Genomic DNA, 20802 nt, shown 5'->3' with positions numbered 1-20802 from the left:
TGAAACAAAGCCCCATTGGTTGGGGCTAAGAATAGATTAATGTTATTTGGGTTTCTCAGGCCAATCAATATCAGGGGCTAATGAAGTATCGATTCGATTGAGATAAACGCTGTATTTTTGCCAATCAACTAATGATGCGGATTCTTCATCCGTTGCAATACCTAAATTTTCTGCATATTGGAGCGGTGCAATTGCATTATTGGCCTCTGCTAAAAGTGATTGCTTTTGCTGTTCCGCTTCTGCGATTAATTGCTCTTTTGATATCGGAGGGTTTAAATGAGCGTCCACTTCTTTTGGTGTCATTTTCTTCATGACTTTTAAGCTTTCACGAATATCAAAAAAGACAGGCAAGATTTCGTCATATTCATCTTTAAGCGGTTGGTAAACCGCTTTTTCATTATTAAATGAATTAAGTGCCTCTTCATGCTCATTTTCTTTTTGTGCAACAAGAGATACGAGTTTTTCGATTTCTTTACTATGTTGCTCACTATGACTTTCGCCATTTTCTTCTAAATCTACTTTTGTCATTGCGTCATTAAATGATGCCTGTGCCTGTTCAAGCGCTGTAACCGCTTGGGTTAGATTATTGCTGGCAGCAATATAAGAAGGTTCTTTATCACTTAATAAGTGCTCTAAATCTGTGATGCGTCCTACTTGCGCTAAATCACTCTTTAGATAAGCATAAACATCATTGTTGTTATTTTTGTAATAAATCATTTTAATTCTCTCCATTCAGAAATCCTCACATCCCCAGCCATCGAAACTGAGTAAGTGCTACCAGATGGAACGATGAAAGAAACAGATGCGAAAGTATTCTGCCCATAACACGATTGACGGGTAATCAGCATCCCATCAACCGTGCCGTGAATGACACCTTGTTGACCAATGCTACTTTGATTAATATTGACACAAACATAAATTGCAGAGCTTGACGTGTTCGTATACGTTGTTCCCGCGGATTTTGTATCCGAATAATACTTCTGGCCTTTACCTAACGTGATGCTGTCAACATAGTTCTTTGTTGCAAACTCAATCCATCCCCCTACGTTGTTACTTTGTATTACTCTAAAACCAATGCGCTCATTTCCCACTGACGGAATAACCGCTAATTGAGCACCATAAGTTGAATCTGTATAACCAAATAAATTTAAGAACAAATTATTAGCACCGAGAAATAAGTCACTCGATACGGTATTCCATGCATAGCCAATTGAGTTTAAACGGTAATCTGCTAGTTTACTGCTGGAGGTTAAAGCTACTCCACGGTTAGCCATCCAACCACCTGCACCAGTATTCATTTTATTATTGAGCAATGAATCTATTTGAGCTTTTGTATATCTATCACTCATCCAAATAGTTACTGCATTTTGGCTAGGAACTTTCGTTGTTGATGTTCCTGATGTTTGTGTGATATCACTTATGTTGAACTTTTTATTAAGTTCCGCTTTAAACGTTATTTCTGAAATAAGCCCGCTAACGGCATTATCAACGTAGCTTTTTTTGGCCAGTTCCATCCACTCACCAACAACGTCATTGGAGATAACACGAAACCCGATATCCCCCGAAGTGTTGGGGATAACAGCTATCTGAGCACCGTATTTATTATTTAAATACCCAAATAAATTAAAAATAAGATTATTCGTGCCTTTGAATGTGTCAGTTGAAATTGATGCGTAAGCATAGCCTATTGAGTTAATTCGATAATTTGATAATTTAGCCGTGTTATTTAAACTAACCCCAATATCTTTCATCCAGCCACCGTCACCGACTTTTAAATAATTGCCGGAGGGTTGTAATTTACCAACTTCGGTGGTGAAGAGACCCAGGCTAGGCACTTTGTCGTTATCGTTGCCTTTCTGTCCTGAAATGTTCGCCTTATCTAATTTTTTATTTAAATCCAGTTTGGTTTGTGCTGATAGTGCATCAATTTTTTTATCAATAACGGTAATTTCAGTATTCACATACTCACGAGTTGCGAGTACCACCGACGGATCAATTTTTAATGTGACGGATTCAGTGTGGCTGACAATCAATACCATTCGAATAGATTGCGTACGTCCTGAGCCCTCCGCTAATTGTGGCTTGTACGTTTCGGGGCAATTCGCTACTGCAATTAAATTACCGGCTTTATCAAATAAGCCAATCTCACGTATCCACCAACCGCCATCCTGTTCAGGAATAATTTGTTCAGCAATGATTTGATTTTTATTTTTATCATCAATAAACAATGTGTTAATGGCGGCTCTGCGTTTTTCAGCAATTAATTTAGTTTGATTGGTATCTGGTGTTGGCAAACTCCCGCCACCATCGCCCACCGCCATATGTGTTAATTCAAGTTTTGTCCCTAGCGCTGTCGCTTGGGCTAATAAGTTCTCACCTAATTTTGTGAGTAAGGCAAAGTATTTCATTGTGGATTAATCCTCATTTCATCAATTAAGTGAATAGCCGCGCCTTGAACATCAAGGCCAGAAACAGAAATTAAAGGCGGTGTATACGCGTAAACAGTCAATGAGTCACCGGTGTAACTGGATGCCGCACAATAAAATTCACCGCGGGTTTCTAGTTGAATAGTGAGCCCGACAAGGTGACGGCTTGCCGGCTTGGCATCAAAAATTAACGCTTCTAACTCTTGATACATTTCCTCGGTGATACCCGTTTCAAGAACCCCGATATCAAGGCGAAACGTGCCGGCGGTTTCGTTGGTTTTCCACCACTCAATCACACGGATTAAATAACCCAACGGTTCAACCACACGGCGCAATGCACCAATCGTGCCTTTGTGCTGATGAATAAACATGGCGGCCTTGATAGCGTTTCGTTTAGCGCTTTCCGCCCAGTCTTTATCCCATCGGTCAACACTGAACGCCCACGCCAAATACGGCAGCAAATACACAGGGCATAAATCAGGGTTCCATAGAATGCGAATAGGAATAGGGACACGTTCAATCTGTGCCAGTGATTCAGCTGCGGCGAGCTCTAACGGGGATGAACCCACGGGCAATAAACGATTATTCATCTGAGCCCCCTAATGCCACGTGAGTTTGTGTGCAGAAGCTCGCTTGTGTCTTATCCAACTTAATATCTGCTGTGGGCTTTTTCAGTTCGACACGTTGAACGCCTTGAACGTGCAATGCGGCATATATCGCACTGAGCACAATGTCACGGCCTAAGCGGTGTTGCTGTGTCGCATAGCGTTTAATTTGCTCCTCAGCCGCTGCCATAATCGGTTCGTATTCAGGTGAGGGATAACAGTAAATCACCGCGTCAATTTCATAGTTAACGATGGTTGCCGATTGCACTGTCACACGATCAGCAACCGGCCTAACGTCCTCATCGTTTAACGCAATATCGACTTTCTCAATTAAATCAGCCGGTGCGCTGCCGTTCCCCTCGCGGGATAAAACAGTAACCGTGACGTGAGCCGGTAATGGGCTAATCACAGAAGCGTCAGAAACCCGACCATCAGCGCTGCGAGCGTGATATTCATAACTGCCAATCGGGCCAGCTACGCTTAACGCTTCGAAAGCGGCCGGTATACGCATGCGTAAATTAGAATCTGACTCATACACCGGTGCAATCGGTGGGATAGCGTTTTCATCACCGGCTGATAACATCAGGCGTTTCACGTTGTTATTGGCCGCGAGTTGGTCAAGGTCGGCACCGGTGGCAAAGGCCACCATACTTGCGCGAGCCGCTTCATTAACGCGCTGACGTAAAATCAATTCACGGTAGCAGCTCTCTTGCAATAATTTGGTTAACGGCTCAGATTCCAATTCTAAGGTGCGGGTGATGGCTTCCCGTTGTTCTGCTGGCATCGCACCAATTAGTGCGGCTTTGCGTTCGGCAAAGAGCACCTCATAATCTAACGTTTCGACCACATCCGGTGCCGGTAATAAACTTAAATCAATACTGGCTGCCATCGTTACCTCACATTGACCGAAAAATTAAGTGACTGATTGGTGTCTTGGTTTGTGGCTTCAATATCCACAATCATCTGCGCAGCCTCGGTGCTATTTAGGCTAATGCGAGTTAATAAAATGCGTGGCTCCCATTTCAACAATGCGGTGTAGCACGCTGACATTAACTGCAATTTCAGCGCGGGATTTTGTGGCTGGTCGATAAGTTCTGATAATAGCGAACCATAATTTCGCCGTGCGATGCGTGAGCCAATAGGCGTGATCAAGATATCGCGCACGGATTGGCGTATATGCTCAATATCGGAAAGGCACTTTCCATTTTCTCGACTCATACCGCAATATCTCATTGGGGTTTTCCTGTGGATTCTCCGCCGCTACGTACACCGCCATGAGTATGATCATGCAACGTAATACCATTGGATTTAATCGCGCCGCCGGTGTGTGTAAAATTACCCGTCATTTCACCGCCCTCGGTGACATTGAGCGTGGCACAGGTGAGGTTTTGTGAGCAAATCACCGTTGGAGTGGTAAGGTTAATTTGTTTACTTGCATTGACGATAACTACATTTGTTGTGGCATTAATTTGTTCGCTAGCGTCAATCGTGGCCGTTTTAATCCCTGTTGCGATTAATGCACCAGTGGCGGGTTCATATTCAATGATTGCCCCGTCTGAATAAGTGCGGTGGTCTGCTGTGAGTGAACTGGTCGGCTCGGCATGTTCATTGGAAAAGATACCGGTTAGCACAAATGCCGTGGTAAGTTCGCCGCCTAACGCAAGGATAAGAACTTGCTCACCCACGCTAGGTGCATTCATGGTGCGAGTACTACCAGCACGTAAGGTGATCCAATTTAGCCAGTCGGTTTCTAGGTTTCCAATTTGTACGCGACAGCCTTTTTGGGCATCAACGGCAATCACAACACCCACGCGGATAAGATTATTGATAAGGCGGCGAATTTCGGCAGACATGGTTTATTGACTCGCTGCCTTGACTGCTGACAAAATCACACCGCGAGCCAACCCCTGCCAAAAACACCAAAATACAAAGAACGGGACGATAACCCATTGGCTTGTTATGTATAGGATAATCACACCGATCACTGTCAATAACATCGCCATTCGATAAACCCATTCATCAAGCGGAATGAGGAGTTTTTCATTACCTTCAAAGGTGTATTCATAATCTTTATTAGATAAAAAAGGTACGAGAGTGAAAAATAATTTAAAGCCGTGAAGTGAAATGCAGGTGTTAATGATCACCACAGAAATATAGTTACCTACACCCATATCAAAAAAAACAACCAATGAGTAAATAATGATAAAGAGAGCAGGAATTAGCGGAATGTATTTGCGCATGGCAACCTCAAAAAAATAATTTTCTTAAGCGTGCCATTAATGACGGGGGGATTGCAGCTACCGCCTTTTGTGCAGTCTGTGATACAAATTATCGTGAGAGAAAATCAATAATTTGGCTTTCAATATGCCTGATTTCTTGCGGAGTGATCCCTAACAACTGGCGTGAGGGATATGTAATTTTTGTATTTCGAATACGCTCTGTTAAACCGAACTGATGCACACCGGCGATGTTTGCGGCTGAAGGTAAAAAATAAATAGCGGCTTCTTTGTCGCTATTATAGGCGCGTAAAAAACGGGCGGTGGCCAGTTTTTTAAACATGCGGGTTTGCTTGGTTTTGCGCTCTGTACTGATTTTATCTTTTTTGATACTGATATAGCGCTGAATATCTGATTTACGAAATGAGCGCTGCGCTTTTTTATTCGCATCTTGGCCTGTGATTGTTTTGCTATTACCGCGCCAGTTCCGTAAGGTACGTTTTTGGCCATGCCACATAAATTGGATTTCACGTTGTACCGTGATGAAATTCGCTTTGCGTTTGGTGTATGGGCTGCCATCCGGATTTTTTTGTTGTGAAATGCGCTTAATTTGAGAACGGCGTAAATCGCGAGTGATTTCTTTGGCGAGCTGCCGGCGCTGGCCTTGCGACATGCGATTTAATAAATGCGTTAATTCACTGTCAAGTTGACGCAAAGTATCATCATTCATCGTGTCGTTGGCCATTCATTAAACGGGTTATCCGGCTCAGGGGTAGCCTCAATCACATATTTACCGTCTTTATCAATCGCTAATACACGCTCGGTGAGATTTAAATCAATACTGATGTGGGCGGTTTGGTTATCTAAAATCACCGCCTCAAATCTAAAATCTTGTTGCCGCTTTGCGGGGTTCGTTGAAATATCGGATTGATTTTTTCTTAGCCAATCATTGACTACCGCAATTAAGACATTTTGGTCACCACTATAGCGCTCAATAATAATATTAGCGGTGTATTCATATTCAAAACTGGGCGTTTCTTCTAACGTAGAAATAATCCGCCCGTTTTCAACAAACAAGTATAAATTTTCAGGATTATCTTTGAGAAATGGAATTTTGCGGTCTAAATATTCCCGTAAGTTAATGAGTTTTTTCACGGTTCCGTTCCTCATCAAATTGCTCAATTGCACCTAGCTGAATATTGACCGTTTCTAAGGCTGCAAGTAAAGGGTCAACCATCAAAGCCAAATCGCAATAAGTTAGAACCCGTCCGGTAGAGGTGGTGGTACTTGCTGTGTTAGTGTTTTCGGAATGGGAACGCATTGCGTTTGCACGGATACGGTAGGCGTTGTCGAGCACCCGATCAGCAAGATACTTAGGCACAGGTAAATCACACGTTGGCTCGTTTTTAAGAATGGTTTTATATTCAATTTTTCTTTCCTCGGCGGCGGCGCGTTGAATAATACCGCGACGATAGGCATCACCCGCGATTTGATTTGCACGGTGAAAACTTAATGATTGCTCAGAGATCAGCGCGGATTTTTTATCAACGTCTAACGAAAGTTGTTGGTTTTCTGCCGTGAGTATGCCGACTCGTTCATTAAGCCGATCTATTTTTTTGAGACCTTGCCAGCCGGCGAATATGACACCGGCAACAAGGAATAATGCGAAAGCGATTACCCACTTTTTCATATTAAACATAAGCTTTTCGTCTCGCATTATTGGGTTTAAACATCACAACATCGCCCACGCTTTTTCAAACTGCTCATCACTGTATGGCTGCTGACCGTTTTCAACATGAACTATCGCTTTAGCGATTTTGAATGCCGTTTCTTTGTCATAAACATCAAGGCAATCATGACGACCAAAGCCCGTTTCTTTACAGACACGATTAATATAACCCTCTGTATTATTACGGTCTTTTGCCGGCGCCCAACGTTCAATAATTTCTTCCACCGTATCAATTTTGCCGCAACCAACCCCTTGTTTTCCTGCATAGGTTGAATAGGTTCGCAAAAGCTTGAATAATGCGCGAATACCGTATTCAGGTTTCTCAAAGCGGCTATGACGGGGCTCAATGCTAGGGTCAAAGGCCAGCTCCCCTCGCCATGGGTTTCTCGGGTTATAATCAATATTGCCCGGATTATTGTTGCGTATGCCGCGTGGTACGTTAGACATGTTTTCCTCCAGTAAAGCGTGACCATAAATAGGAAAGTCCGATACTTCCCATCGCACCAAATACACCGGTGGTGAATAGGGTGATGTAAATACTTTGATTGCCCTCAATACAAAGCAATCCGCCTAACAACCCGACAAAGCCGGAAACGACCATTTGCATAAAAGCCGCAAACCAGCTCCACGGGGCATTATTCGTTTTAACGTCAATGATGTATCTCACAACACCTCCCCACATTGAAATGAAGAGCATTAATAACCACTGTGCAATACCGAAACTGTTCGGATCTTTATCAAACATGTATCAATCCCATAGCTGTATAAGTGGCTGTACCGGCTCTTCGGTAATTTCAGGTAACTCAATCAATAGCCCCGTAGGTAGCACCGCGCCTTGTTCGGCAAGATTGGGATTCGCTAACAAAACAGCCTCGGTCATGCCTGTCGTTCTGCCGTAAAATCGCCAACATATCCCGTCTACGGTGTCACCTTTTATCGTTCTGGTTTTCATATCAATTCAACAATATTGTGTGTCGTACCCTTGATGCGCTGAATTGCCCAGATAGCATCACGCTGTAAATCATCAATATTCGTCTCTAAGGCATCGGCTTTTTTGCTGCCGTTTGGGGTTGTATCAATATCGCGGTAACGTTCGATTAAGTTTGCTTTTGCCGCGCTGAATACGGCACGGCGATAAAGGATCACTAATTCCGATACGTCAATTTCCCCATGCGTAATTTTGCTGGCCGGAACCGCGCCTAATGTTGTATAGCCCAAGTGGATTTCTTGCTGTTGAAAGCGGGATAATTCACGGTTGGTTTCGATGATGGCGTTTTTTAAGGCTTCAATTAATCGACTTTGGGTGACCGTACCGTCAACTCGCATTGATTCCCGAAATGCGCGGGTATTAATCGCAGGCCAAAAATCACCACTGGTGATCGTTTCGTCTTTTTCGTTAGCGGGTTCGGGTGAAACAAAATCCATAAGGTCACCTTAAAAATAGGTAGGCGGTGGGCGAGAGTCCGAAAAATAAATTTCTTATCTCGCGCCGCCTTGCGCGTTGGCACGTTCTTTATTCATCAGCTCTGTTTTTTGCTGACAAAAACTTTTCAATATTCTTAATATCCTGCTTAACCCCACTGCGCTCATTGAGCTCAAGGGCACGCATTAATTCACATAAAGCCGGTTGCGGAAAATCATTATCGCGCAAGCTGTAACCGAGCCATTTATGTAGCTCGGCGCGGACTTTGTCGGGCATATCTTCATGCTCAATTAATGTCATGGTGCGCTGCAAGATATCCAATGGAATGGGATTTTTTGCGGTATAGGCTTCTTTGGCTCTATCTCCCATTTCTTCGGCAATAGCACAACCGGTTGTGCGGGATTGGCCTGACGGCATGGCGAGCTTGTGTTTTAATGCATACTCCGCAATATCTAGCCCTTGCGCGTACAAACCCGCGTCAAAACTCCACAACATGAGGTACATCAAAACATCATCTTGAACGCCTGAATTGCCTTTTAATGTTTCCGTGATCCACGTTTCGTATAGCGGTAAGGCTTTACGTTTGTACGCGGCTTTGCGTTCAAATGATTGGGTTTTACCTAAATCACGCATGTGTTGGCGCAACATCAATTTGACTTGTGTTGCTGCCGAGGGGTCAGCAAGAACGCCGTAGGCGCTGACGTTCTTGGCTTCAACCTGCATGCGTTTTCGTTCCCACGGATTCACAGCTTATTCTCCGGTTGGCGCGTCTTTTACTTCGTCCGGCTCAGTAGGCTCCGCCGGTTTTCCAGACGTTAGCTCAATGTTTTCAATCAACGCCACACAGTCGTAATCTTCAACAATGTAATCTTCATTCACTGATTCGTAGTTTTCGATACGGTCACGTTTGGCATTGTCCACCACTTGACGGCGGCGTGATTCGATTTGCCAGTAGATAGATAAATTATCTAAACGTGTGATAAGCATTCCATTTTTCGGGAAATAAGGAACACGTACCGCCGGCAATCCACCGAGGCGTTTTTGGCTGATAATCACATCCGCAGCTAACGCCTCGGTATTGGCTTGATCACGATTGACGATTGGGAAATATTTATCGGCTAAAAGTGAGCGGCCACAGATAACGACTAAATCGGTATCGTCGGCGTACACTTCTGAAATCGCGTGGTCAACGGCTTGCATAACCAGTGCATCAAGGTTTTCATACTCTTCACCTTTACCCACTTTGATTGGCTCAGGTGTGATTTTGTTGGTGTCTTTATCCGTTGAAGAACCTAAAACATGTTCAGGGGCTTCAAGGCGAATTTTATGTAACCAACCGATATTCACGTCTTGCAGGAGTTTATTGACTTCGCGGTTTGAGGTTGCAGCACGATGTGTCCCGTTAAAGCCAATCATGATACGGTCAAGGGCTTGACGCTGAATAATGGCATCGCGGATACGGCGCTGAAAATCTTCAAACATCGCCCACATGTCCAGTTTTTCATAACGAATAGCGGTATCGAAATTCGTTTGACGGCAGTGATAGCCTTGTTTGGCTAATTGAGTCGGGTCAGTGGGTTCACGGTCTTGTTTGGTGGTGTCCGTCGTGCCGGCAACCGTTGAACCAATGCCGAGGCCGATTTTTTCGCCCACTTGGTCTTTGACAGGCACAATATTAATTTTGGTCAGAAAGACGGCGCTTAACTGAATTTTGCTTTCCAGTTTTTGGGCTGCCGAAGGCTCAATTTCCACTTTTGAATCTGTGAATTCGTGTGGCTGAACACCGTAAATCTCACCTAGACGGGTCATGTAACCGTTAAATTTAACTTTTGTTTCTTTTCTCATTGTTTTTCCCGTTTAGCAATCAGTCAGGTTTTCAGTGTTGGTTGTATTGCCACCAAAAGACGTGGGGCGGTGTTGCTGATTATCTTGCTGGCTCAAATCTTTTTTGAGTTGGTCCAGCTCACTGCGCAGGGTTTCATTTTCTTTCTTGATCCCCGATAACGCTTTAACTTGTGTTTCAAGCTGAGTCAGTTTTTGTGCAGTTTCGGTTTGCTCTTCCGCGCAAAGCTCTACCGCTTGGTGAATGTCATTGAGTTCAACATCATTGCGCTGACGTTCGCGACTGAATTTCGCCATGATGCGATCTTTCAAGCTGGGTTTTTCTGGTTTGTTTTCTTCTTCGGTAAATTCAATTACCGTTTCTTCCGCCGCCGTAAAGACGTTATCTTTATCTTGCTTGCGTTCTGAGAAAGTGGCGGTTTTATCTGCACCCGCGCTAAATTCCAACATGCTCGTGCCAAGGCTGGCAGGGTTATCCGTGACGGCTAAGCCCACCAAATAAGCACCGTTCATATCAGAGAAATTTGGATTGATTTCAACAGACGTATAAACTTTCTGGCGTTTTTTATTCATTTCGACCAACTCAGGTGTTGGTGTTAACACGCCATATAGTGCTAGCTTTCCTGCTAATGCTCCCTCGCTGATTTCCTCGGTATAGACCGACTCAACATCACCGAAGCGCGGCATAAAAGAATAATTCCAATGCTCCATATTGATGCGGGCACCATAAACATTTTTATCGTAATTTTTGGCGATTTCCGTCAACCATTGGCGCTGCACTTTACGCCCATCGGTTGTGGCTCCCTCAACACAAAGGCGCACCGGTTTAGATTTTTTTGTCATTGCTCAGGCTCCGGCAATTAAATTTAATGCGTAGATAAAAAATTGATGAGCCTATGTTTTCAGGGATGGGGGCTAAGAAACAATGCTTTGCCATTGTGTGGGAAATGGCACAACGGCAGCTCGGGGCGATTGGTCGTCTGAGCCAGTAATCTGGCGACATGAAAACATTACACGATTTTGACCCAAGAAAACGCGCCATGCACATGTACTTTAGTGGGTATCGCATTGCGCGTATTGCCGAGGCTCTCAAGGAAAAGGCCGCGACAATTCACAGTTGGAAACGCCGCGATAAGTGGGATGAAATCACCCCCATTGATCGCGTGGAAATGACGCTGGAGATGCGACTTTGTACGCTATTGAGTAAAGAAAATAAAGAGGGTAAAGATTTTAAAGAAATTGACTTGCTTTACCGGCAGGTCGAACGACACGCCAAAATTCACAAGTATCAAAATGGTGGCAATGAGGTTGATTTGAACCCGAAACTGGCCAATCGCAATAAAGGTGAACGCCGCGCCCCTGAGAAGAATTTATTTAGCGAAGAGCAGATTGAAAAGCTGGAAGAAATCTTTCGTGAAAATATGTTTGAGTACCAGAAAGCATGGTACGGCGCCGGCCATAAGCACCGAATTCGCAACATCTTAAAATCACGCCAAATCGGGGCAACTTACTTTTTCGCTCGTGAAGCCTTTATGGATGCACTCATTACCGGTCGAAACCAAATATTTTTATCGGCGAGTAAAGCCCAAGCGCACGTATTCAAAGGCTACATTATTGATATGGCGCGAGAGGTTGATGTTGACTTAAAAGGTGATCCGATAGTTTTGCCTAATGGCGCAACACTGTATTTTCTGGGCACCAATGCCCGTACCGCGCAGAGTTACCACGGTAATTTGTATCTTGATGAGTATTTCTGGATACCCAAATTCCAAGAATTACGCAAAGTCGCCTCCGGTATGGCCATGCACAAAAAATGGCGTCAAACCTACTTTTCGACCCCATCCGCATTAACACACAGCGCGTATCCGTTCTGGTCTGGAAAGCTCTTTAATCGTGGTCGTCGTAAGGCCGATCACGTTGAGGTCGATATCAGCCATCAAGCGTTAGTGAATGGCATGATGTGTGGGGATGGTCAGTGGCGGCAAATTGTCACGATTGAAGATGCCATGCGGGGCGGGTGTAATTTATTCGATATTGATCAACTCTATTTAGAATATAGCCCTGATGAATTCGAAAACTTGCTGATGTGTGAGTTTGTCGATGATATTGCATCCATCTTTAATTTGCAGTTAATGCAAAAATGCATGGTGGACAGTTGGGAAATATGGGACGACGTTCAGCCGTTAATGATACGCCCCTATGCTTATCACCCTGTTTGGATTGGTTATGACCCCGCGAAAGGTACTCAAAACGGAGATAGTGCGGGTTGTGTGATTATTGCGCCACCGCTACACAAAGGCGGTAAGTTTCGCATACTTGAGCATCATCAATGGCGTGGCATGGATTTTCGCGCGCAATCGGACGCGATAAAAGAACTCACCGAGCGTTACAACGTGCAATATATCGGGATTGATTCCACAGGTATTGGCCATGGTGTCCTGCAAAATGTGCGGGAATTTTTCCCTGCTGCAAAAGAATTTGTCTATAACCCTGCCTTAAAAAATGCATTGGTGCTTAAAGCTTATGACGTGATTAGCCATGACCGGTTGGAATATGACGCGGGTAGTAATGATATCACGCAATCTTTTATGGCCATTCGCCGTGCCACTACCGCCAGTGGTAACCGCCCAACTTATGAAGCTGACCGCAGCGAAGAAGCCAGCCACGCAGATTTAGCATGGGCAACCATGCACGCCCTTTATAACGAACCGATCACCGGTGAAAATCACAATCAACATAATATCGTCGAGGTCTTTTAATGAGCCGTAAAAATAAAAAACGCCAATCACAAACACTGGCGCAAAAAACCGACAGCGCATCAATGGAAGCATTCACTTTCGGTGATCCAATCCCCGTACTTGATAAGCGTGAAATTTTTGATTATTTGGAATGTGTGCAAATTGATAATTACTATGAGCCGCCAATTAGTTTTAATGGCCTTGCGCGCACGTTCCGCGCAGCCCCACACCATAGCAGCGCAATTTATGTAAAACGTAATATTCTCACCAGTACCTTTATTCCTAATAAATATTTAAGTCGTCAGACGTTTGATAGTTGGGCATTAGATTTTTTACTGTTTGGTAATGGGTATCTTGAAGAACGAAATAACCGTCTGGGGCAGTCGCTGAATTTTAAACATTCGCCGGCTAAGTTTACCCGCCGCGGTGTTGACTTAGAAACTTACTGGTTTGTGCAATATGGCTACGATATTAAACCGTATGAATTTCAAACGGGTAAAGTGTTTCACTTGATTGAGCCGGATATTAACCAAGAGTTATACGGCTTGCCGGAATATCTTGCGGCGATCCCCTCCGTACTGCTCAATGAATCGGCAACACTATTTCGCCGTAAATATTATCTCAATGGCTCGCATGCCGGTTATATCTTGTATATCAGTGATGCAGCACAAAAAACCGATGATGTTGATAAAATTCGTGAAGCACTCAAAAGCAGTAAAGGACCAGGGAATTTTCGCAATTTATTTTTGTACGCACCAGGGGGAAAGAAAGACGGCATCCAAACTATTCCGCTTTCCGAAGCTGCCGCAAAAGATGAATTCCTTAATATTAAAAATGTAAGTCGTGACGATATGTTAGCGGCACACCGCGTGCCACCACAAATCATGGGGATCATTCCTGAAAATGTGGGCGGCTTTGGTGATGTTGAGAAAGCGGCAAAAGTATTTGTGCGCAATGAGTTGATGCCGTTACAAAGTAAGATGATGCAATTGAATGATTGGTTTGGTGGGGAGATTATAAAGTTTGATAAGTACTCGCTGGACTTAGACGACGAATAATATTACTAGTTAATTCAATGATACCGCCCACTGAGGCGGTATTTTTCTGCCTGCAAGTAGGTGATCTCGACGCCCTAAATAATAATAAGACCCCACTGTATTATACCAAACCTAGCTCACCAAGACGAATGCGCAATAAATTGCCTCCATCAAATAGCGATTTAAACGCACCACACGCCACCACAAAGCGTGCAAAAATAATTGCTATCTAGTTATATAAATTTGATTTTAACGCTGTGACGGCTCGGAGATTTTGCGGACGGATATTTAACAATAAACACCTCGCCGCGCAATCGTAGCCCCGCCACGCCTGCCCACTAAATAGGTCGGTTTTCATGCACCTGCATGAGATCGTCAGAACCGCGCCAGTGGTGGTACTTCGCGTGGGTAACGATCTTTTTTGTTCATGCGGATTTGGGCGAGGAATTGCGAATTTGACACAAATATAATTTGAAATTATACGAGTAAATTAAAAATCTATTATAAAAATAGGAGGGGCAAGAGGGAATGACAGCAGTAATTAGAAATTTTAATATTTGAGTATTCATTTAAAAAATGAAAAATATAGAAATGAAATAGTGAAAGTTAGGCTTAAGCCACTATATTGAGGCTTAAGCTATATTAGTTCGTCAGTTTTTCCAGACAGAATATTGTATAATCTGACAGTTGGTTTTGAACGTGAAGCCGAAATTGCTCACATCGCGCTATGTTAACCAATTAGAAGTGTGTCATAACTTATTGATAAAGAAATTTCTATCAAATTTACTCAACAAAACGACTATTCTCCTTGAACACTCTTCAAAAGAAAGTTAAGAGCATTTTGCAGTGCTTCTGGTGTTTGTATGTTAGCAGCATAAGATAGTACGGCCTGTAATGTTGGGTCTATATCCTTCCTATCGCCTATTTTATGGTACCTAAGAAGGCCACAAATCTCTATCGTACGCTTCCCTTTTTCTGTTTTATATCGATAAGTTACACCTGGAACAGCAGCCTCAATATGATCCACGTAATTATCAAAATGAGCATGAACTATATAATAATTAGCATCTTTACTAGGGAATTTTTTATAATTATTTGATTTAATTACGTTTTTATTCCATTTGGCCTGATTGCAATCCTTACATGAAACACATAAGTTTAGAGACTCGAATGTCCATTGAGGGAAAGAATCTTTATCAATAATATGTTCAGTATCCCACACCATTCCATGGGTAGTGTGAAGTTCCACTTTACAGTATGCACACTTCTGTTTTTGCTCCATGATATAGTGTTTTTTTAGGCGTGATTTTATATCACTTACACTATTATCTTCCCACATGTCTTTCGAAGATAGGTTTTTGCTTTGCAATGCAGTTATAATTTTCAATTCTTCTGCATTAAATAAATATGGATTCATTTTATTTTTAATGCCTCCATTGTCTTTTTTAAAATATTTAACAGTGTTTTTACCTTATCATCATCCTCTAATTTATTTTCAAAAGTCAAAAGCCACTTTGCCGTAGTTAACGACTCATCATCAAATTCTTTCGATTTACATAGATTATCTAATACCTCAATAACTTGACTAAGCAGATATTCATTGTTGTTACCGGGAGAGTTAAATACCTTCGCAAGTTGAAAGTCCGCTGACCTATTGTGGTACAATTTTGAAGGCATTAAATCTGTTTCATCTGTTTCAATATTGACAATATATGCATCATTTTCTGGGAGAGACGAAATTATATTTGGAGAGTGTGTGGCTATTATAAAATGACAGGCTTTGTAATTAGAAAAAACATCTGTGAGTAAAGATAAAAACTCCAATTGCCATTTGGGATGCAAGCTTATTTCTGGTTCATCAATTAAAATAAGTGAGCCATCTTGTATTTCACCAGCAATGGAGGACATGGTAAATAGCAGGCTAAGTTCTCCAGAACTTGCTTGCGAAAGTAAAAATTCTTGCTTTGATTCTGATTTAGAGAAAATGACATCATCAAGCTCAACTATCCCATACTCAGATAAAAGCTCTAATGCATTTAAACGTAACCTATCATGCCCTCCTTTAGTCAAGTCAATTTCACATAAAACCTCAAGCGGATCAAAGTAATGTTCATCTTTACCCAATTCCTCACCACCTATATATTTTATTGCTTCTAGGAGGTGTTTCGATAATTTAATCTCATCAATTTCATTATTTGTTATTTCATGACCCTTACCTTTAAAGAAATTAATACTACGAACGGACTCAAGAATATTTTCTTGGGTCAAATTTCTTCCCCTGATTCTCTCACTCAACAATAATTTTAATGTAAAAGAACTAGATATATCTAAAAAATCAAGCATTTTTGAAAAATCGAAATATTCTTGTTTGGGTTTTAAAAGCAACTTAATAAAAGATGCACCTAATTGGTCAAATTTATAACTAAGATAACCATAATTGCGTCTGTATCCTGGTCGTTGCTTTTCTCTCGCCCCTAAATAAACATATGGAGATAAAGTGTATGGTTCTAAATGTGAGCCCGGAAATGGGAACTTATCATATGGACTGCTTGTAACTGCTAAAATTTTGTTAGGAATATTAAGCGTGTCACATACTTCTCTATTTTTTTTAAATTGAATTATTTTGTTAAAACGTTTAGCATCATTAAGAAAATAATAGCCCCATGTTTCAATAAGATCTTCTTTAAGATTTTCTTCTATGTTATGTGCGTTATATCTAAAAATCTGTTGGTATGGATATACAGACATGAAAGTTATGGATGCATTATCATCAAAATAATAGGTTTGAGAAATCGGTTCTCTAAAGAGACTGATAGAATGAAGGTCACCATCTTTCTTATAAGATAAACTATCAAACTCATCAAGATCTGAATGATTAATTATATCTTTCAAGTTATACCTAATCATGTCATTGTGGAGGACATGTATAAATGCTGAGCATATTGTCTGGAAGATCCTGCTTTTTCCAGAACCATTATTTCCCATTAGTATAGTTATAACATTCGAGTTTTCATGGGATTGGCCATCGGCAAGATTAATAGATTTCCCTAAAAAAGTAATATTTCTCAACAACATTGTACTTTCCTAATTTGTCATGATATTTATAGCATAAAGCTTTTTTTACTTAGTTGCTATTGTGATTCAATATGACTTGCTTCCTACTAATTAATGAAAAGTTGACTTAGCAACAATCCACCAAACGATCAAAGAAATAATCACTCCATCACTCATTTACTTTCCTGCCGTAACTTATTAATTCGCCCCAACACATCCGCACACCGTTGCCTATGCTTCTCACTAATTGCCTTTCTCTGCGACTCCAACTCTCTCCTTTGAAGCTCTTTCCCGTCCTCGTTTAAACTCAATCTCAACCTATCCCCATCAACTTTTATAAAATGCAGTCCATCACTCACGCCTAAACCGTTAATGAACATGGTTTCTATTTGTGGCATATCGAATTTAATGCCGACTTCGTTGGCAAAATTGATAATTTCCGACTGAATTTCCTTATCGACCTCACTTACTTCAATGCTTGAAATCTGTCTTTGTTGATTTTTCTGTGATATTTCGCTCTCTGCCGCGTTCTGCGCATCTGTTTCTATAAACGCGAAACCGTATTCCTTAATGTTGCATACTTCACCTGAGCCATGCTCAGGCTCGTAAAATTGCACATCTGATAGATTGGATGTGATCCGCGATCTACAGTTATTGACAGGACTCCGAGTCGCTCCGCTGTCGCTCTTTAAAAGATTAAAATCAACGTCAACGGCACTTTTCTTGACGATTTGGTACTTTCTTTCACGGGTTTTAAGTACTGGTGCATCGGCTTTGAGTTGATGATAAATACCAACAACTTTTTGAACCTCTTCGCCGTAAACATTCACGTCACTAACTTCTCGGGCAACTCGTATTGTTTCTTCTTTTCGGCGAATACATGGACCACCTTGTGACATGATGTATTCATCAAATTTGCCTTGGTCGGCAGCAGCTCTAACACGTTCGGCAACATCCCCAAGTTTGTCAGCAATGGAAATACCACGAGGTAAGCGGCGGCATTCACGGTATGCGCCTTTAGATGGGAGCTTATAAAATTGAAATTGCGGAATACGCCATGTTGACGCCCACGCGGTAACCGCTGCCGCCATGCTTTTTAGGTCTTTGCCGGTTTCATGGTCTATCTCACCATCAAGGGCATACCCATCGATATTTTTAGCAATATATTTAGCGATGTAACCCACGGCACCGCCGCGGTTCATGTGCTTATACTCAAACCGGTATTTTTGTGCGCCAGCTTCGTTACCGTCCTCTTTCAGGGCACGTTTACGCATAATATCAATAGCTTTTGCTCGGCTGGCCTTATCAACAAAAAGCAGCATATGCCAGTGTGGGGTGCCGTCATGATGCGGCTCGACAACACGAACACCATAAATATTGATATTGTTATCATTGAAAGCGGAACGAATACGCGACCACACTTTGACTAAATAACGCTGTCCGTCTTTTGGTGTGTAGGCTTCATCTTTCCATTTATGGTTTAGTACGGCGTAATAATCATCTTTTCCGGTTTCTTTATTTTTCTCTTTACGTTGCTTCGTCGGGTGGTACTTTGACGGGCACGTCAAAGTGATAAACATCCCGATATCACCGCGTTCTTTTGCCACGCGCTCAATCCCTGCCATTTGCGCCATTAATTCCATGCGGCGAATTTCAGGGTTTGACACACTGGCCATCACTTTATCGAACAGATCAAAACGCTCACCGGTTTCAACATCTTGAATATCCATACCTTGTAAATATTGCATGTTGGATAAACGCTGTGCTTGAACCGCGCGGATAGCTTGTTTGCTGGCGTATGGGTGGCGATTAATGCACACGTCCATATTGGCAATCATGATTGCCTCAATCCATTGTGTTCTATGGGCTTTTAGCTTTCGGTGCCAGTAATCTGCATTTACAAGGCGAGAAATAGCTGCGATCACTTGGTGCGTGGTTAGGTTTTGCTTCCCTTTGCGGCGCTTTCGATTTTTTAAAACTTTGAGATAACTTTGATGATAAAGCGGCGTGACATGTAAATTTAGAGATAATTCAGCCAATGCCCCGTAAATTTGAGTTTGTGCTGAATCTTCATAGATAATTTCACGATCACCGCCGTTTTGCTCGGTTAGCTGGTCGCAATAGGCTTCATATAGAGTGAAAAAACCATTAGAAATGTGCTCTGCCAGTTTTTTGATTGGTTTGTCATAAAGGTCAAACAACCGGTTAAATTGACTGATTTCAGGTGTAAAGCGAGTTGAAAGTGTCAATAGTGCTTTCGTTTTTAATTCATATCGTGAATTAACCGCGGTGATACGAGGAAATATCCGCTTATAAAAATCAGAGCGTAAAAATTCATAAGCTTTATAGTGGCCTGACTCTTTAATGATGTATTCATAATGCTTTTGAATACGATAACGTAAAATACGCGGTAAAGTTTCAATTTCATCTAAAATCGCTTGCGCATGAATTTGTTGTTCATGGGTAAGGGATTTCTCAAGTGCGTCAATATCAGCTTTGTAGTAATTATTTTTTTCTGGCTTATTCCACGGATACGGAAAAGTCATATCCGCGGTATAAGTTAACGGTTGCTGCGTAAAATCTAATACCTTAGACATTTAGCGCACCACCCAAGGTTTCAGGTCGTAATGCGTTGATGGCCGTTTCACAACGGCGTGAAATGATATCAACTGTTTGGCGGTAAACATCTAATGATTTGATGCCTTTACCTTTAACGCGGCCAACATGATAAGAAGTTAATTCAATCGCCAGCATCCACGGATCAGAATGGCAACAAACCAACTCATAGCAACGAGCCATTTTATTGATTTGCAATAGTCGCCATTGAACCGCATTTGAATCTTCATCAACATGGCGCTGAATAGCAAAGGCTGTCCCGCTGATGTATACGCCGTCTTTAGGATCGAGAATCATTAATTAACCCCCGCTAAAACAGCAATAATTTCTTTAGCCGGCGTTCGCTTTCCATTACTAGCAATGGTGCGCGGTGCTTCTATTTCGTGAATAGTAAAACCGAGGTCAGCGTAAAGCGCCTTTGCTTCTGGCGAATTAGAAACGGTGATTGGATTACCTTGGATATCATTAATATCTTTTAGAGTAATTGCTAATGCTTCGTGGTCTGCATCAGTAAAGCCGGCGGTATGATATTGCGTGAAGCTATCACGCCCGCCCATATAGGGTGGATCACAATAAACACCATCACTGAAATCAACTAATGAAAGGGTATCTTGCCATTCAAGATTTAAAATTTGAGTTTTAGTGAGGTAAGCCTTATCACAAAAACTATCAATTTCATTTTTAGGAAAGTACGGTGCTTTGTATTGTCCAAAGGGGACGTTGAACTTGCCTTGTTGGTTATAACGGCACAACCCGTTGAAGCAATGCCTGTTTAAGTATAGAAATAAACTTGCTTGTCTTAGCCGTGATAATGCTTGTTTACTATCATTAAACTCTGATCTAGCAAGATAATAATCAGCGCTATTATTCCTTCTAAAAAGTGGTAAAGCCTCTATTAACATACTCTCAGGTAAGATAGTAAGAGTTTCATATAAGTTAATTAAATCAGGGTTAGCATCAGCAATTAAATACTGCTCATAGTCTGTATTCATCATCACAGCACATGAACCAGCAAACGGCTCAATTAACCGTTTTGCTTTAGGTAAATGAGGGCGTAATTGGTCCATAATTCGAACTTTAGAACCGGCCCATTTAAGTATGGTTTTATTCGCCACT

Annotated in this window: 24 protein-coding genes; 2 read left to right on the top strand and 22 right to left on the bottom strand. The window is 42.1% G+C overall.

Features of this window, described 5'->3' with window-relative positions; translation table 11 throughout:
• Nucleotides 1-42: 42 nt before the first annotated feature.
• The 17 genes from PSE72_RS03520 to PSE72_RS03440 form a co-directional block, all read right to left on the bottom strand.
• Nucleotides 43-732: a tail fiber assembly protein gene (locus PSE72_RS03520; RefSeq protein WP_272690901.1), complete on the bottom strand. Its 690-nt coding sequence runs from the start codon at nucleotides 730-732 to the stop codon at nucleotides 43-45.
• Nucleotides 714-2408: a phage tail protein gene (locus PSE72_RS03515; protein ID WP_272690900.1), complete on the bottom strand. Its 1695-nt coding sequence runs from the start codon at nucleotides 2406-2408 to the stop codon at nucleotides 714-716. The genes PSE72_RS03520 and PSE72_RS03515 overlap by 19 nt, the downstream gene beginning before the upstream one ends.
• Entirely contained in the window at nucleotides 2405-3016 is a 612-nt protein-coding gene (locus PSE72_RS03510) for a phage tail protein I (protein ID WP_272690899.1), read from the bottom strand. Before PSE72_RS03510 ends, PSE72_RS03515 begins: the two co-directional genes overlap by 4 nt.
• Nucleotides 3009-3920 (bottom strand): baseplate assembly protein, encoded by a 912-nt coding sequence (locus PSE72_RS03505; RefSeq protein ID WP_272690898.1) that lies wholly within the window; start codon nucleotides 3918-3920, stop codon nucleotides 3009-3011. Before PSE72_RS03505 ends, PSE72_RS03510 begins: the two co-directional genes overlap by 8 nt.
• A gap of 2 nt (nucleotides 3921-3922) precedes the next feature.
• A complete protein-coding gene (locus PSE72_RS03500; RefSeq protein WP_036962053.1) occupies nucleotides 3923-4264 on the bottom strand; it encodes a GPW/gp25 family protein in 342 nt (113 codons plus the stop codon).
• Nucleotides 4261-4884, bottom strand: coding sequence for a phage baseplate assembly protein V (locus PSE72_RS03495; RefSeq protein WP_272690897.1), 624 nt, complete (start codon nucleotides 4882-4884; stop codon nucleotides 4261-4263). Before PSE72_RS03495 ends, PSE72_RS03500 begins: the two co-directional genes overlap by 4 nt.
• A gap of 3 nt (nucleotides 4885-4887) precedes the next feature.
• Nucleotides 4888-5271: a hypothetical protein gene (locus PSE72_RS03490; RefSeq protein ID WP_210782818.1), complete on the bottom strand. Its 384-nt coding sequence runs from the start codon at nucleotides 5269-5271 to the stop codon at nucleotides 4888-4890.
• Nucleotides 5272-5359: 88 nt separating this feature from the next.
• Complete coding sequence (locus PSE72_RS03485) at nucleotides 5360-5977, bottom strand: phage virion morphogenesis protein (protein WP_272690896.1); 618 nt, start codon at nucleotides 5975-5977, stop codon at nucleotides 5360-5362.
• Nucleotides 5974-6402, bottom strand: coding sequence for a phage tail protein (locus PSE72_RS03480; RefSeq protein ID WP_272690895.1), 429 nt, complete (start codon nucleotides 6400-6402; stop codon nucleotides 5974-5976). Before PSE72_RS03480 ends, PSE72_RS03485 begins: the two co-directional genes overlap by 4 nt.
• On the bottom strand, nucleotides 6386-6946 hold the full coding sequence (locus tag PSE72_RS03475; RefSeq protein WP_272690894.1) for a DUF2570 domain-containing protein: 561 nt from the start codon (nucleotides 6944-6946) through the stop codon (nucleotides 6386-6388). Before PSE72_RS03475 ends, PSE72_RS03480 begins: the two co-directional genes overlap by 17 nt.
• Nucleotides 6947-6979: 33 nt before the next feature.
• Complete coding sequence (locus tag PSE72_RS03470; RefSeq protein WP_264403059.1) at nucleotides 6980-7423, bottom strand: structural protein; 444 nt, start codon at nucleotides 7421-7423, stop codon at nucleotides 6980-6982.
• Nucleotides 7416-7721, bottom strand: coding sequence for a phage holin family protein (locus tag PSE72_RS03465; RefSeq protein ID WP_036962068.1), 306 nt, complete (start codon nucleotides 7719-7721; stop codon nucleotides 7416-7418). The genes PSE72_RS03470 and PSE72_RS03465 overlap by 8 nt, the downstream gene beginning before the upstream one ends.
• Before the next feature lie 3 nt (nucleotides 7722-7724).
• On the bottom strand, nucleotides 7725-7928 hold the full coding sequence (locus PSE72_RS03460; RefSeq protein WP_272690893.1) for a tail protein X: 204 nt from the start codon (nucleotides 7926-7928) through the stop codon (nucleotides 7725-7727).
• Entirely contained in the window at nucleotides 7925-8401 is a 477-nt protein-coding gene (locus tag PSE72_RS03455; protein WP_264403062.1) for a head completion/stabilization protein, read from the bottom strand. The genes PSE72_RS03460 and PSE72_RS03455 overlap by 4 nt, the downstream gene beginning before the upstream one ends.
• Nucleotides 8402-8489: 88 nt before the next feature.
• Nucleotides 8490-9146, bottom strand: a complete 657-nt coding sequence (gene gpM, locus PSE72_RS03450) for a phage terminase small subunit (RefSeq protein ID WP_238706824.1) — start codon at nucleotides 9144-9146, stop codon at nucleotides 8490-8492.
• Nucleotides 9147-9149: 3 nt separating this feature from the next.
• On the bottom strand, nucleotides 9150-10244 hold the full coding sequence (locus PSE72_RS03445; RefSeq protein ID WP_272690892.1) for a phage major capsid protein, P2 family: 1095 nt from the start codon (nucleotides 10242-10244) through the stop codon (nucleotides 9150-9152).
• 12 nt (nucleotides 10245-10256) lie between these two features.
• Nucleotides 10257-11084, bottom strand: coding sequence for a GPO family capsid scaffolding protein (locus PSE72_RS03440; RefSeq protein WP_115168174.1), 828 nt, complete (start codon nucleotides 11082-11084; stop codon nucleotides 10257-10259).
• Between the two features lie 158 nt (nucleotides 11085-11242).
• Here PSE72_RS03440 and PSE72_RS03435 point away from each other — a divergent pair, with 158 nt between their 5' ends.
• Both PSE72_RS03435 and PSE72_RS03430 read left to right on the top strand, forming a co-directional pair.
• Complete coding sequence (locus tag PSE72_RS03435) at nucleotides 11243-13000, top strand: terminase ATPase subunit family protein (RefSeq protein WP_217007837.1); 1758 nt, start codon at nucleotides 11243-11245, stop codon at nucleotides 12998-13000.
• The gene (locus tag PSE72_RS03430) at nucleotides 13000-14037 is read left to right on the top strand and encodes a phage portal protein (protein WP_112308399.1); all 1038 of its coding nucleotides are present in this window, start codon (nucleotides 13000-13002) and stop codon (nucleotides 14035-14037) included. The genes PSE72_RS03435 and PSE72_RS03430 overlap by 1 nt, the downstream gene beginning before the upstream one ends.
• Nucleotides 14038-14815: 778 nt before the next feature.
• Here PSE72_RS03430 and PSE72_RS03425 read toward each other — a convergent pair.
• From PSE72_RS03425 to PSE72_RS03405, 5 genes are all read right to left on the bottom strand, one after another.
• Nucleotides 14816-15433, bottom strand: coding sequence for an HNH endonuclease (locus PSE72_RS03425; protein ID WP_272690891.1), 618 nt, complete (start codon nucleotides 15431-15433; stop codon nucleotides 14816-14818).
• Nucleotides 15430-17091: an AAA family ATPase gene (locus PSE72_RS03420; protein WP_272690890.1), complete on the bottom strand. Its 1662-nt coding sequence runs from the start codon at nucleotides 17089-17091 to the stop codon at nucleotides 15430-15432. The genes PSE72_RS03425 and PSE72_RS03420 overlap by 4 nt, the downstream gene beginning before the upstream one ends.
• A 152-nt stretch (nucleotides 17092-17243) precedes the next feature.
• Nucleotides 17244-19667: a replication endonuclease gene (locus PSE72_RS03415; protein WP_272690889.1), complete on the bottom strand. Its 2424-nt coding sequence runs from the start codon at nucleotides 19665-19667 to the stop codon at nucleotides 17244-17246.
• Nucleotides 19660-19983 carry a DUF5405 family protein gene (locus PSE72_RS03410; RefSeq protein WP_165879688.1) on the bottom strand — a complete coding sequence of 108 codons (324 nt, stop codon included), beginning with the start codon at nucleotides 19981-19983 and terminating at the stop codon, nucleotides 19660-19662. The genes PSE72_RS03415 and PSE72_RS03410 overlap by 8 nt, the downstream gene beginning before the upstream one ends.
• Entirely contained in the window at nucleotides 19983-20801 is an 819-nt protein-coding gene (locus PSE72_RS03405) for a DNA adenine methylase (protein ID WP_272690888.1), read from the bottom strand. The genes PSE72_RS03410 and PSE72_RS03405 overlap by 1 nt, the downstream gene beginning before the upstream one ends.
• Nucleotide 20802: the final 1 nt, after the last annotated feature.

The organism is Providencia sp. PROV116 (genome assembly GCF_028482485.1).
Classification (GTDB): Bacteria; Pseudomonadota; Gammaproteobacteria; order Enterobacterales; family Enterobacteriaceae; genus Providencia; species Providencia rettgeri.
The sequence above is the reverse complement of the archived record's forward strand: the minus strand, read 5'-3'. Positions and strand labels throughout refer to the sequence as shown.

Coding starts and splice junctions, on each gene's coding strand:
- PSE72_RS03520 (WP_272690901.1), bottom strand. CDS start 732: ATGGAGAGAATTAAAATGATTTATTACAAAAATAACAACAATGATGTT.
- PSE72_RS03515 (WP_272690900.1), bottom strand. CDS start 2,408: ATGAAATACTTTGCCTTACTCACAAAATTAGGTGAGAACTTATTAGCC.
- PSE72_RS03510 (WP_272690899.1), bottom strand. CDS start 3,016: ATGAATAATCGTTTATTGCCCGTGGGTTCATCCCCGTTAGAGCTCGCC.
- PSE72_RS03505 (WP_272690898.1), bottom strand. CDS start 3,920: ATGGCAGCCAGTATTGATTTAAGTTTATTACCGGCACCGGATGTGGTC.
- PSE72_RS03500 (WP_036962053.1), bottom strand. CDS start 4,264: ATGAGATATTGCGGTATGAGTCGAGAAAATGGAAAGTGCCTTTCCGAT.
- PSE72_RS03495 (WP_272690897.1), bottom strand. CDS start 4,884: ATGTCTGCCGAAATTCGCCGCCTTATCAATAATCTTATCCGCGTGGGT.
- PSE72_RS03490 (WP_210782818.1), bottom strand. CDS start 5,271: ATGCGCAAATACATTCCGCTAATTCCTGCTCTCTTTATCATTATTTAC.
- PSE72_RS03485 (WP_272690896.1), bottom strand. CDS start 5,977: ATGAATGATGATACTTTGCGTCAACTTGACAGTGAATTAACGCATTTA.
- PSE72_RS03475 (WP_272690894.1), bottom strand. CDS start 6,946: ATGTTTAATATGAAAAAGTGGGTAATCGCTTTCGCATTATTCCTTGTT.
- PSE72_RS03470 (WP_264403059.1), bottom strand. CDS start 7,423: ATGTCTAACGTACCACGCGGCATACGCAACAATAATCCGGGCAATATT.
- PSE72_RS03465 (WP_036962068.1), bottom strand. CDS start 7,721: ATGTTTGATAAAGATCCGAACAGTTTCGGTATTGCACAGTGGTTATTA.
- PSE72_RS03460 (WP_272690893.1), bottom strand. CDS start 7,928: ATGAAAACCAGAACGATAAAAGGTGACACCGTAGACGGGATATGTTGG.
- PSE72_RS03455 (WP_264403062.1), bottom strand. CDS start 8,401: ATGGATTTTGTTTCACCCGAACCCGCTAACGAAAAAGACGAAACGATC.
- PSE72_RS03445 (WP_272690892.1), bottom strand. CDS start 10,244: ATGAGAAAAGAAACAAAAGTTAAATTTAACGGTTACATGACCCGTCTA.
- PSE72_RS03440 (WP_115168174.1), bottom strand. CDS start 11,084: ATGACAAAAAAATCTAAACCGGTGCGCCTTTGTGTTGAGGGAGCCACA.
- PSE72_RS03435 (WP_217007837.1), top strand. CDS start 11,243: ATGAAAACATTACACGATTTTGACCCAAGAAAACGCGCCATGCACATG.
- PSE72_RS03430 (WP_112308399.1), top strand. CDS start 13,000: ATGAGCCGTAAAAATAAAAAACGCCAATCACAAACACTGGCGCAAAAA.
- PSE72_RS03425 (WP_272690891.1), bottom strand. CDS start 15,433: ATGAATCCATATTTATTTAATGCAGAAGAATTGAAAATTATAACTGCA.
- PSE72_RS03420 (WP_272690890.1), bottom strand. CDS start 17,091: ATGTTGTTGAGAAATATTACTTTTTTAGGGAAATCTATTAATCTTGCC.
- PSE72_RS03415 (WP_272690889.1), bottom strand. CDS start 19,667: ATGTCTAAGGTATTAGATTTTACGCAGCAACCGTTAACTTATACCGCG.
- PSE72_RS03410 (WP_165879688.1), bottom strand. CDS start 19,983: ATGATTCTCGATCCTAAAGACGGCGTATACATCAGCGGGACAGCCTTT.